9 protein-coding genes are annotated in these 13,563 nt (G+C 47.7%); all 9 read left to right on the forward strand.

The features are described 5' to 3' along the window. The first annotated feature begins 209 nt into the window (after nucleotides 1-209). A complete protein-coding gene (locus QNO02_RS04965; RefSeq protein WP_289391300.1) occupies nucleotides 210-2,225 on the forward strand; it encodes an alpha-amylase family protein in 2,016 nt (671 codons plus the stop codon). Nucleotides 2,226-2,228: 3 nt separating this feature from the next. Then, a complete protein-coding gene (locus QNO02_RS04970) occupies nucleotides 2,229-3,182 on the forward strand; it encodes an ABC transporter permease (protein ID WP_091034419.1) in 954 nt (317 codons plus the stop codon). 40 nt (nucleotides 3,183-3,222) lie between these two features. Further along, nucleotides 3,223-4,104 (forward strand): carbohydrate ABC transporter permease, encoded by an 882-nt coding sequence (locus tag QNO02_RS04975; RefSeq protein WP_076332971.1) that lies wholly within the window; start codon nucleotides 3,223-3,225, stop codon nucleotides 4,102-4,104. A gap of 80 nt (nucleotides 4,105-4,184) precedes the next feature. After that, on the forward strand, nucleotides 4,185-5,717 hold the full coding sequence (locus QNO02_RS04980) for an extracellular solute-binding protein (protein WP_076332970.1): 1,533 nt from the start codon (nucleotides 4,185-4,187) through the stop codon (nucleotides 5,715-5,717). 10 nt (nucleotides 5,718-5,727) lie between these two features. Continuing rightward, entirely contained in the window at nucleotides 5,728-7,818 is a 2,091-nt protein-coding gene (locus tag QNO02_RS04985; RefSeq protein WP_289391301.1) for an alpha-amylase family protein, read from the forward strand. Nucleotides 7,819-7,872: 54 nt separating this feature from the next. Then, nucleotides 7,873-10,206, forward strand: a complete 2,334-nt coding sequence (locus tag QNO02_RS04990; RefSeq protein ID WP_289391302.1) for a helix-turn-helix domain-containing protein — start codon at nucleotides 7,873-7,875, stop codon at nucleotides 10,204-10,206. Between the two features lie 113 nt (nucleotides 10,207-10,319). Beyond that, on the forward strand, nucleotides 10,320-11,213 hold the full coding sequence (locus QNO02_RS04995) for an NAD(P)-dependent oxidoreductase (protein WP_091034406.1): 894 nt from the start codon (nucleotides 10,320-10,322) through the stop codon (nucleotides 11,211-11,213). Nucleotides 11,214-11,491: 278 nt separating this feature from the next. Further along, nucleotides 11,492-12,223: a nuclease-related domain-containing protein gene (locus QNO02_RS05000; RefSeq protein ID WP_249911700.1), complete on the forward strand. Its 732-nt coding sequence runs from the start codon at nucleotides 11,492-11,494 to the stop codon at nucleotides 12,221-12,223. Between the two features lie 265 nt (nucleotides 12,224-12,488). Continuing rightward, the gene (locus QNO02_RS05005) at nucleotides 12,489-13,379 is read left to right on the forward strand and encodes a hypothetical protein (RefSeq protein ID WP_249911699.1); all 891 of its coding nucleotides are present in this window, start codon (nucleotides 12,489-12,491) and stop codon (nucleotides 13,377-13,379) included. The last annotated feature ends 184 nt before the right edge of the window (nucleotides 13,380-13,563 follow it).

Raw genomic sequence — 13,563 nt, forward strand, 5'->3', positions numbered from 1 at the left:
TTCAGTTTTTTTGAATCAAAAAACTCAACAAAGTAGCAAACGGACAATTATTGTCTGCCATATCTGGCGTGTATGCCTTCATACTGTTCATTGGCTCTGTAGAACAGACATATATTTCCTAACCGATTTCTGCAAAAAATGTCCCTACTGTGCCTGTCATCCAAGGTATACGGTTAAAGTACATCGCAGACAAGAGGAGGACGATGCGAATGAACTGGTGGTCTTCGAACCAGCTTCGCCTGATTCAGAACAATCTCCGTGAGATCGATGCGGGGATGAATGTGGACCTGTTGATGAAAGAACTTCAGGAGTTTCAAGCCAATGTGTTGATGATGAATGCGGGAGGCATCTTTGCCTTCTATCCTTCCACATTGGAGCACCAATACGTCACACCTTATCTTCATGCGGATGTGCTACAGGAAGCCGTCACTAAGGCGCATGAGCTGGATATGAAGTTTGTCGCCCGTTTTGATTTCAGCAAAGCCCATGAATCGCTTTTAGAAGCACATCCGGAATGGTTTTATCGTGATCGTGAAGGACAAGAAGTGAATTATTATGGCATTGTGCATACGTGTCTGAACAGTGCGTATCAGCAGGAAAAATCGCTTGAAACCATCACGGAAGTCTTGGAGAAGTATCCGGTGGACGGCATTTTCTTCAATATGTTTGGTTATCAGCACTGGGATTACAGTGGTAACTATTATGGTCCTTGTTACTGTGACAATTGTCAGCGTCGTTTCAAAGAGATCTGCGGGAGTGAGCTACTGGACTATACAGGCCCTGAGCATGAGCTGCATGCATCGTATCTTCAGTTTCAGGAGGTCACTTCCAGAGAGATTCTGAGCAAAATTCATGACTTGGTTAAATCCCGCTGGCCTCATGTGGCAATCAGCACCTACCATCCTCACCAGGTCGATATCATTCGCAAGGAATCCAACACATCACTTACCCGTGCCTTACCTTTATGGCAGTACTCTGCTTCTGAAAATGTAGCTTCTGTCGTACAGAGTTGGGATAACAAGCTGATCAGCAATTGCAGCATCAATGCCATCGACCTGACCTACCGGTTCACAGGTGTTTCTCCGTATGAGACTGAAGTGCGGTTACTTCAGAATATCGCGAACGGATCAGGGCTGGACTTCTGTGTCATTGGGGCATTTGAGGGATATCCGGATCAAAGGAACTTTCCCGTGGCACAGCGTATCTTCCGCTATCATGCAGACCATGAACATATCTATGGGCATCTCGCTTCCATGGCAGAAGTGATTTTGATCAAACCGTCCGCGGCTGGGGCGGGAAGGGAATATCTAGGATTGTTCAAAATGTTAAAAGAAGCCCACATACTGTTTGATGTCATCGTGGAAGAACGGATTGCAGCCATGGCGCATAAACTCGCCGCAGTGAAAGTAGTCATCTTGCCCGGGATGCAACGTCCTGAACCACTAACATTAGAAGCATTAAAAGAAGTGCAAAGTCAGGGAGTAGTGCTGCTTGCTACAGGCAATGCCTTCAAGAATGATGCGGAATGTTTGCAGGAATGGTTTGGGGTTGTCCACTCAGGGGATGTAGATATGCTGCCTGCCGCCTACTTGCATGTAGGTGACAATAATCTCTTTCCCAGTCTGAAGGATCGGGATTGGATTACGGTCAACGGCGGTTTTTCGCGGATGCAGTTCAATCCATCGCATACGGAGCGATATATGCCTTATATCGAACCAGCCTCTTTTGGTCCACCGGAGCGGGCCTATGGTCATCAGATGGGAGAGAGTTACGGATTGGGGATCACCCAATATGTTGATCGTGGGGCGGGCATCTATTACGGTTGGAATCCAGGTGCGTTGTATTACAAACACGGTTTCGAAGATCACAAACATGCAGTGACGGATATACTCGATCGGTTCATTGGAGAACGCTCATTGAGAACAGACCTTCCAGCCAGTGTAGAGCTGTTCCTGAACCAAATGGAAGATGGCAACCTGTTGGTTCAGCTATTGAACTTGTCCGGTTTCAATGGCACGACATATATGGAAGCGTTACCGTTATATGACCTTGCAATTGAACTTAACAACATCGGCACATCCATACATGCGTACTCCCTGTGTTCGTCCAAAGCTGTTCCCATCAAGAGAGAGGCAAGTGTAACAAGGATTAGCCTCCCTATGTTGGCACGGTATGAGGCCATTGTAATTGGCATGGATCATGCCTCGAAGAGAGAGGTGATGTAGCCGATGAACACCCAGTTAAAGACAATAAGCCGCTCAAGTGGCAAGTTGGAATCCGGCAGTCTGCTATCGCGCATGTACAAACACCGGATGATTTATTTACTCATTTTGCCGGGGCTGTTGTACTTCTTATTATTCAAAGTTGTTCCCCTCTGGGGACTGCTTCTCGCCTTTCAGGATTACAATCCATTCCTTGGATTTACGAGCAGTGAATGGGTGGGATTTAAGCATTTCAATGAACTGTTTGGCAGTTCCAACTTCTATATCATGCTGCGCAATACACTCGCCATCAATCTGATCGCGCTGGTGTTCCATTTCCCACTGCCGATCCTGATGGCACTGATGCTGAATGAAATCCGGCATGAGACGTTCAAACGCATCAATCAATCCATTGTATATTTACCGCATTTTCTGTCATGGGTTGTTGTTGCAAGCATGACGTTTTTCCTGCTCTCCACCGACGTTGGCATTGTGAACAAACTGATTGCGCAGAGTGGGAAAGACACGATTTCGTTTTTATCCGAACCCAATTATTTTTGGGGTTTACTTACCGCCCAAAGCATGTGGAAGGAAGCCGGTTGGGGGACAATCATTTTCCTTGCTGCGATGGCGGGGGTCGATCCTCAGCGTTACGAAGCAGCGGTTGTGGATGGCGCCGGACGTTTCCGGCAGATCTGGCATATTACCTTGCCAGCCATTCGGCCAACAATTATCATTTTGCTCATTCTACGCCTTGGGAGCATGGCGGATACCGGTTTTGAACAGATCCTGCTGATGATGAACCCCTTGGTGCGCTCGGTAGGGGAGGTATTCGATACGTATTCCTACACGTACGGCATTTTGCAAGGCAAGATCAGCATCGGAGTTACCGTAGGACTGTTCAAAGGTCTGGTCGGATTGTTCCTGATTGTGGCTGCCAACAAAATTGTGAAAAGACTTGGACACGAGGGAATCTATTAACCCGGAGGGTCGTTGCTCTTTTTGGACAGGAGGATAAGAAATGAGCTTTGTTGTGCAGAAAAAAGGTCTGACACTCTTTGACTGGATCAATTACAGCCTGGTTGCCTTGATCTCGCTAGCCTGCATTTTCCCGTTTCTGTACGTGTTCAGCGTATCGTTTACCGATCCGAAAGTGTATGTGCCGCTGAAGTTTTATCTTTTTCCGGAAAAATGGTCGCTGGAGTCGTATCGTTACATTTTATCAACGAATAGCTTCCTGAACGCTTTCAAAAGCACATTGTTTATTACGGTGGTTGGCACCATACTGAATATTATCGTATCCTTCACGATGGCCTATGGTTTAACGAAGAAGTCGTTGCCCGGTCATAAGTGGATCATGGGGCTGGTCATTTTCACCTTGGTGTTCAGTGCCGGCATTATTCCCAACTACTTGCTTGTTAAGGAATTGGGGCTGTTGAACTCATATTGGTCCATGATTCTGCCTGGACTGACGAATGCATGGAGCCTGATTGTGATTAAAAGCTTTCTCGAATCGCTGCCCTCCGAATTGGAGGATGCGGCACAGATTGACGGATGCAGTGACCTGACGGCCTTCATCCGCATCATAATCCCGTTATCGATGCCAGCCATCGCGACGTTTACGCTGTTCTTCGCAGTGGGACACTGGAACGCTTATTTCAATGCACTCATCTATCTATCCGATTCTAGCAAATGGACGCTTCAGTTACTCATCAAAACTCTTGTAATCGATTCGAATTCGGTCGCCGTGGCTCAGGCGGGAGCCAGTGACGAAAGTGTTGTGCCACAGGAGACGATTCGAATGGCTTCCATTGTACTGGCGATGGTACCGATCCTGATCGTATATCCATTTTTGCAGAAGCACTTTGCCAAAGGGGTCATGATTGGTTCGGTCAAAGGGTGACGGTTACAAAGTGAATAAACAAAATGTTTATCAATAAATATGCAAACGCTTACTAAAAGGTTTTAGGGGAGGAAATAACAATGCAAAAGCTCAATAAACGATGGACGACTTGGCTCTGCATTCTTTTGACCGTTTCCATGCTTGCCGGGTGCAGTGGATCGGGAGAAGCCACTAATCCAGGTATAGGGGAATCTGGGGGAGATGAGACGCTGAATATCAAGATGTTTGCAGGCTTATACAATGAGATTCCTGATATGGACAATGAATACTGGACCGAATGGGAGAAACGAACGAATGCCAAGTTGGATATCGAATGGGTACCCTCTGGAGATCTGGATACGAAGCTGGATCTGCTGCTCGCGTCGGGTGACCTGCCCGAAGTGGTAGCCTACCAGAATCAGATTCGTCCAACTCTGATTACGGCCATTCAAAATGGTGCGTTCTGGGATTTGACGCCGTTCCTTGGCGATCTCAGCGAATATCCGAATCTGAAGGAGAATCTTGCACCCGATGCCCTGAAGTATCTGACAGTCGATGGAGGAATCTATGCGGTGCCGCGTTCCCGCTCTCGTATTGATGGAGGGCTGAAGATTCGGGAGGACTGGCTGAAGAAGCTGAACCTGCCGATTCCCAAGACATTCGAAGAGTATAGGGAAGTCTTGAAAAAGATTGTAGATAGTGACATGGATGGCAACGGGAATAAGGATACCGTCGGCTTATTGTTCATCAACAATCCACCAGCAATGTTCCAGGCGGGATTCGGAGCTTATAATCCCACCTATGATAATGACGGCGGGTTGATGAGCCCCGGCTTAACATCTCAGTATATCGAGATGATTGAGTGGTTCCGTGAATTGTATGCGGATGGATTGTTATCGAAAGAGTATGCCGTCATGAAAGAAAGCCAGGCTGAGGAACTCTTCAAGACCAATCGGGCCGCTTCCTATGGACGTCCAATCTGGTGGGATCACGAATGGGAGCAGGCCATGAAGAAATCCGGCCAACCGGATGCGAAGATTCTGAATCTGTCCCTGACAGGTCCTCATGGAGATGCGGCAGTCGGGCTGGAAACCGGCGTAGCTGGTGGATTTTATATTTCGAAAAAGGTGCCGGAAGAAAAGGTGAAGCAGCTTCTGAAGTATTTTGACATGACGGCTTCTCAGGAGATGACAGATTTCTCTTACTATGGAATTGAAGGTGTTCATTATACGGAACAGGACGGTCAGAAGGTTCTGACGGAACAGGGAGTTAAGGAAGTGAATACGACCAGCAAAGGGGCGGGAGTGCTCGCTTACGCCAAATGGGGCAAGGTGATCAGTGCTTCTGGTGACAAGGCTTATAATGATGCCAAAATCAAGGAAGTCGAGAACTTTGATGAGATAGGCAAGATTGATTTCTATCGAGTCATCACTTCAGAAGCATGGAGAGAAACGTGGCCTAAATACGCAGACGAATACAGTTCCATGCTAACCCGGACGATTGTCGGTCAAACCAGTGTGGAACAACTCAGAGCCTATGTAGATAAATTGAATAATCAGCCTGACATCAAGCAGGCGTACCAGGAAATGGCCAAAGCGTACGATCAATTCAATCAACCTACAATAACGGAATAGAGGAGAAACGATGAAGAGCCCAATAACCGAGCAGGAACATCGTCCATGGTGGCAGCAGCCGCTAAGCATCATCCAGCCCAATATGCAGGTCAAGGATACGGCAAAGATTAATCCCGAAAAGCTTGCGGATCAGATCATGGAGATGGGCGCCAATGCGATGGTGTTCAATACCGGTGGGATCTATGCCTGGTATTCATCCCAAGTGAATTTTCATGTGCATAATGGCTATTTGTCCCGAGACAGTGATCTGCTGCGGGAGTTGATCGACAGTTGTCATCAGCGGGGAATTCGATTTATCGCCCGCTTTGATTTCAGCAAGGCAGAGGACTCCGTCTATCTGCAGCGGCCCCAATGGTTTACACGTAAGGAAGGAGGGCAACCGGATATTATTGGGGCTACACGCCCGGGTCATTGGCCGCTTCTCATGTCGACCTGCATTAACGGGGGTTATCGGAACGAGGAATTGGCTGTTCCAGTCATTCGGGAGGCGCTGGAACGTTATGAGATCGACGGTGTTTTCTTTAACGCCCCCGGATATGTCTTCTGCCAATGCTCCAAATGTCAGGAGAAATATAGAGGTCTATATGGTGCGGATCTGCCTGGAACGTCTGCCGAGCTCGAGCCCGATTTTGCTGCACGTTGCTTCGATGATAATCTGGGACGGATGTATCAGGAGATTAAGACTGTCCGACCTGAAGTACCAATGATTCTGTACTATAATCTGCACCGGGATCATCTGGAGAAGAGGGTTTCCATTACGGATATGCTCTGCACGGAGCCACAGGATGTCCTGTCACTGGGACATACACGTATACCGGAATTTTGGCAGCCGGCGCTTAGTATCAAAGTGGGGCGCTCCGTTCCTGGACGTCCAGATCCCTTCGGCATCATTCATTCCTGTCCGGGGATGGACTGGCGCCACACGGGGCTTCCACCAGCCGAGTACCGGTTCTGGCTCTCGCAGATCCCGGCCAATGGAGGCCAACTCTGGCACTCCCTGACCGGAATTCCGGATACAATTACGGATAAGCGAATCTTGCGTACGGTGAGGGAAGTCAACACGGATGCGGCAAAACTTGCTTCATATATGGACGGTGCACAGCCGGTATGTCAGGTAGCATTACTGTGGAATGCAGACCGTTCTGCAGAAGGTCTGGCTGAAGCGCTGATTCATAAGCAAATTCCGTTTGATGTGATTCTGCCGGAACAGTTGGCAAGCGTGGATCTGCATCGGTACCAGGTCATTCTTTTGCCTGAAGGATGCACGTATCCGCCTGATTTTGCAAAAACGTTACATGAATATGTGAGTCAAGGAGGCAGTGTGTTTGCAGAAGGGCAGTTGCCCGTGGAAGAAAAGCAGAGCAAGTCCCTTATGGCTGATCTGTTCGGTATTACCGGGGAAATGCAAGAGAGTGAGTATTTATTCGCTTCTTATTTGCGCTTCGAATCTTCGGCACTTGTAGGCATAGACACACCTAAGGGCACGAACCCATTGCAGCGTGAATTGGAAGAGACCGAACTTATCCCCCATCGCGGCAAGGTAATGTACTGCCAACCGATCGATACAGACGTACAGGTATTGGCAACATTGGTGCCTCCATTTTCTCCTTTGGAAAGTGTCGGCGCACCTCCTGAACGTGCTTCACTGGCTGTGAAGCAGACGGATCTGCCGCTGGCACTGCTTCGTACACTTGGAGGGGGGAAGGCGTGTTATTTACCTTTTTCGCTTAGCAGTCTAATCCAGGAATTTAAGCTGGAGGAACATTTCAGACTCTTTGCTAACGCCGTAGACCTTCTGCTGGATGGAAAGGCAACGGTATCTGTGACAGCAACTCCGGGACTACAATTAACGGTTTTTCGCAAAGACGACGAGCTGCTGATCCATCTGGTCAACGGAGCAGGACGCAGACCATTGTCTTCCGTCCTTCCGCTCCACGATATTGAGATTACGGTGGGCTCTGGTGAGGGGAGTCCTGCAGGAGAAGCGGAAGCCTTAATTACCGAAAATCTTCTGAAAACGCAATGGGTTGAAGGTGAATTGAAAATAAACGTTCCCCGACTTGATGTTTGGGAGTGTATCCGCATACCGCTCTTGATATAATGAACCCTAATAGTTGAGGGTAATGAGCATAAGGCAGCACACGGGGGTGAATCCATGAGACGTATCATGCATACCGTCCAATCCATATTGGATCGCTGGTTCGCAACGAATGGGTATTTGAAAAGGCTGATCTGGCTGGGCTGCATGTCGGTGGTCATTCCGGTGGTGCTTGCCGGAAGTGCTTATTATCATTTTTCTATGATCAAGTTGACCGGTCAGTTTCAGGATAACAACATGGCCTCTCTTAATTTGCTCAAAGACCGGGTCGAGAACATTCTGTCCAATATTGAGCATGAATCGATGCAGCTCGCCAGTGGTCCCTTGATGCGTAATGCACTGGGGAATGCCAATTATGAGAGCGATTACTTTCTGCATCTGGATCTGCTGGAGATGTTTCAACTTCACAAAAACACCAATAATCTTATTGAAGAAATGATCTATTTTGACGGCAAAACGGATATGGTTTTATCCCATTATTATGGATTGGTCCCGTTGGTAGATTACCGAGAGAAGCAGGATATGAAGGTCGCGCTTGAAGGAAGCCAAGGGGCAGGATGGATGTATCTGCCAGGGTCCGGAGAGGCGGGTTATATCTCCTATGTCAGACAACTGCCGATCATGGGTCAGGGGCCACCCAGTGGGGTGATCATTCTGCAGATGAAAGAACAGGCATTGCGAAGTCTGCTACGAAGTTATTCCGTTAGTCTGGAAGATCAGTCCCTGGCGATCTTGAATTCAGATCAACGAATTATTTTGCATACAGACGGACCCCAGGCGATTGGTACAGCGGCGTCTGATGATGCCATATTACAGCAGATTGCGTATCTGGAGGGGAGGGAAAGGTCAGGGCATGACGTACTAAAGGGAGAGCAGGGTAACGAACTTGTGGCTTATGTGGGGGCATCAATGGGAAGAACCTATGTGTCCCAGTTGCCGGAGCGGGAGATGATTGCCCAGTTGAACTGGATTCGCGTATTAATCCTGATCTGTGTGTCGATCTTTGTGTTCGTTGGATTACTGCTTACCTGGTTCAGCTCACGGCTGGCCTATAATCCAATTCAACAGTTGCTGCGTTACGGAGAACATCTGCGCAGAAATGGGCAGGAGTCAACTCCCCAAGGGAACGAAATTGAATATATCAGGTCTTCACTTAGTTATCTCAACGACCAGACGGAGAAGCTTAATCGTTATATTGAGGGCATACAACCTGATTTGCGTGATCGTTTCTTTCAGAAGCTCTTGCAATTCAGCGGTTCATGGAGAGGCACTCCGTTTGCTGAGGAATGCGCCAGACATGATGTTTCAACCGAAGGACAGTACATTGTGCTGGTGGTGAAAGTAGAGAATCTGGTGAAGAAGAAACGTTTTTTACCAAGTGAAGGTCCTGTCATTGTTTTCGCTTTGAAAAATGTAATGGATGAACTGCTCAGTCAGAATGATGATCTTAAAGGATACGTGGTGGATAAAAATGATAGTGACTCGGTAGCGATATTACACTTTGATGCAGAGATGTCTTCTGTTGATATAAGGCAGAGGGTATGTCGCTATGCAGAGGATATTCATGATGCTCTGAATCAGTACCTCTCCTTCTCTGGTACGGTTGGTGTGGGCCGTTCAGTTCAACTTGAAACTGTAGCAGAGTCGTTCAGGGAAGCACAGCTTGCGCTGCAATACCGATTGTTTGACGATGCGGAGAATGTCCTGTTTTACGAAGATATTGTAGCGATCGAGCGAAATCCGGTGTTTATGTATCCACGAGAGATGGAGACGGAGATGATGGAGTCATTATGGAATGGCACCCTTTCCGAAGCTGAAGATGTACTTCACAGGTTTTCCAAAAGGGTCCGTGGTTCCGAATCGTATACAATCATGATCCAGGGCTACCACATGCTGTTGTCGGCCATTATTCAATATATGGAAACCAAAGGGCCAGGCATGCTTGAACGTCTTGGTGGCAACTTGTTCGATCAGTTGCAGGAAAATCAGACGTCACGAGAGATGCATGATTGGTTTATTGGTGTGTTGTTTCCGCTATGCATAGAGATCAGTCAAGACCTCCGTACACATTCATCCCGTCATATTGTGCAGCGTGTATGCGAGCACCTTAACTTTCAACCTGAAGGTGTCCAATCCCTCTCGGATTGTGCGGAACTCGTGAACGTCAGCCCCTCCTATCTGAGCAGGCTTTTCAAGAAGGAGATGGGAGTATCCTTTATCGAATATCTGATGAATATGAAAGTGCAAAAAGCAAAGCAACTGCTAAAGGACACCGATTGTACCATTACAGAAATTGCTGAAAAGGTAGGCTATTCTGAACGTAATTTGAACCGTGCGTTTCAACGTTTCGTTCATATGTCCCCGAACCAATACCGCATGTCGGTTCGCTAGATTTGGAGACAAAAGATAGACGGCGGGGTACGAAAGCATTAACATACAGATATAGCTATCGATCTCAGAACAAGCACCCCACAAAACTTAGAGAAATAGGGAGGAAACCTGCGATGACAATAACGACTAAGGTACCTGGAGAGACTAAGGTTGGCTTTATTGGTACAGGCGTGATGGGTAAAAGCATGGCTGGGCACATCCAGAGAGCAGGGTATCCGCTGCATGTGTACACGCGAACTGCTGCCAAAGCGGAAGCGTTGGTTAAAGAGGGTGCCGTATGGCATGACACACCAGGCAAACTGGCTGCCGCGTGTGATGTCATCATCACGATGGTGGGGTATCCGAAGGATGTGGAGGAGATTTATCTCGGTGAGGATGGGCTTGTAGCCAATGCGAAACCGGGTTCATATCTGATTGATATGACAACATCCAGTCCGTTACTGGCTGCACGAATCTTTGAAGCTGCGGAAGCCAAAGGACTGCATGCACTGGACGCACCTGTGTCGGGCGGTGATATCGGAGCGCAGAACGCGAAGCTGTCCATTATGGTTGGTGGTAGTTCGGAGGCCTTTGAAGCCGTGCGTCCGCTGTTTGAGCAGATGGGCAGCAACATTGTGCTGCAAGGCAAGGCGGGAGCCGGACAGCATACCAAAATGTGCAACCAAATTGCCATTGCCTCTGGCATGATGGGCGTATGCGAAGCACTAGCCTATGCCAAGACGTCTGGTCTGGACGCGGAGACCGTGCTGAAGAGCATTGCTACCGGTGCAGCCGGAAGCTGGTCACTCAGCAATCTCGGTCCGCGCATGATCGCAGGCGATTATGAGCCTGGATTCTATGTGAAACATTTTATCAAAGACATGGGAATTGCACTGGAGTCTGCAAAAGCGATGGGCATGAAAACACCTGGGTTGGCTCTGGCCGAATCTCTGTATCAGGAAATAGCGAATAATGGTCTGGAAGAGAAGGGTACACAGGTGCTCTACACCTATTATCTTCAGGCTTAACATCCAAGAGAACAGCAGCGTATTCTTTTTCTATTCAGGAAAGGGTTGCGCTGCTTTTTTTCAATTTTGCGGTTTGTTTATGCTTCTAAAGTCACGGAATTGGTTAAATGTTCATATGTACTTTGCGTTTTAGAGAGATTTTGATCGTTTTCCCTTTATTTTTACCCCGCTTTATCCGACATAAGTAATAGAAGTTTACATAATGAATGTGTCAAAGGATGTTATTCCTCCTGTAATGGTCACCCGTAACCCACACTATAATAGAACGGAGCTTGCCCATGTTCAAGAAAATCCTGTCTCTGTTCAAGACACAACCAGAGCTTGCGAACCAGATTACAGCCTCCGCTTCAGCGTTACCATCGACGACAGCCATTCCCCCGCGTATGGTCCGTAGTAAGCGCAAGAAAAAAGCGGAAGGGGATTGGACACGCCAGCCGGAGGAGCCTAGTACAGCAGATCAGCTGATTGGTCTTCCAAGTCAATATAAAGTGCTGAACGACCTGCTCGTTACCAATCCAAAGTCACGCTCCGGTTATTCGCAGATTGATCATGTTGTGATCGGCCCTCGGGCAATCTTTGTGATCGAAACCCGAAATCTGACGACAGGTGAGATTCGCGGCGGAAGAAGAGAGGCCAATTGGTCAGTCAGCAGCAGCCGGGTCAAAATGTACAATCCGCTCATGCAGCATCGTGCCCATGTTGAAGCCATTCATGCACACCTCGGAGACTACAAAAGAGTACGTCTCGTCTCCATGGTGACCTTCACCAACCGTTGCCGCATCAGTGTTGATCCTGCTGTGAGGTATGTGAATTCGGATGAACTGATCATCTACGATCATGAATTGGTGGAAACGATTCAGCGCAAGACGGAACGACTTGAGACTGAGGTTCCCGAAACCGTATTTCAAGAGAAGGATATCCAGGCGATCTACGCTCTGTTATCATCGGTCAATTCCACGGATCCTCAGATTCGGTCAGAGCATATGGAGAAGGCTAAAGGAATCAAATAATTACGCTTCACGAACACTGTTGTCCATACGGGCGGCAGTGTTTTTGTGTTGCGGTGGTAGTTAATGCGCGCCTAGTAAAAGGCTTTAGACACAGGTATATCGTCGTATACAACCGATTTTTAACTTATGATAGAATGTAGACCATGTCCAATTGTGTGAATCAAGCATGTTATATGAAAGGATATTTTTGTAAGTAAGTGTTCAAGTCTTGGAGCAGAGGTTAATGGTTCTCAGGAATATACATACGATAGGGGAAGATTATACGATGAAATGGAATTATACGATAAAGACGTTCACAGTTATGCTCGGTTTGGCAGCGATTCTGACAGCTTGTGGTGGCGGAGCGAAAGAGACGTCATCGCCGGAGTCTGCTTCCGGTACAGAAGTTGCTTCGTCAGAGACAAGTAGCTCAAATGCGACCGTAACGGAAACCGCAGCAACCGGTTCGAATGGGAGTGAGGAGACAGGTTCAACTACAGAAGAATCTTCTTCAGCCGACGACGGCAAGATTGGAAAGGACTCCACATTGGAAGAGTTGAAGCAGCAGTATGCCGATAAGCTCGGTTATATCCGTATCCCGCTTACGGATCATCCAGTGCGTCGGGTCAGTGAGGCGGGTTCCAAAAATATTAATGTAGCCAATTATAGCGATGCCGTTGTGGACATGAATGCAGAGGTTCCAATTCATTCCGATTCGCAGCGGTTAATTGATGATGCTTTTCCTTTTTTTACAACCGTACAAGCACCTGATGAATCTTATGTAACTTGGGAAGAAGCAACCAATCTGGAGCGTGCCATGGTGAAAACACTGTTTATCGCCCGTGAAGGTCTGCTGATCACCGAAGATGCGATGAAAAATAAGGATTATAACAGTACATCGTTCCAGGATTCCAAGGATTTCTTCAGGGTCACAGCGAAATTTGAATCCATGGCACCTGTTGCACAACATCCGCGTGACATCACGTTGAGTACGCTATACGACAAGGCCCGCACGTCGTGGGGCAAGCTTGCTGCGATGGACCCGGAGCAGGATGAAGCGGCGTTTGCCGAGATGTATAAGACGACGAGAACCGATGCCAATAATGCGATGGGGTTGCTTAATGTTCTTTTGTCTACGAATGAGGAAGAACGGATCAAAGAGATTTACGGGGAATAAAAATGCCGTGATCCAGAGTTAATCTGGATCATCCCGGTAACATGTCTGGATCACATGCCTTCAAACTCTGACTACCGATTGAAGCGGGGTCAGGGTTTTTCTGGTTTTTTCCAATAGGTGTATGATATGTTTTTAGGAGTAAGACATGTACGGAATATAGGTGAGGTGTGTGAAAGATGTGGTG

Source organism: Paenibacillus sp. PK1-4R, from assembly GCF_030369595.1.
Lineage (GTDB): Bacteria > Bacillota > Bacilli > Paenibacillales > Paenibacillaceae > Paenibacillus.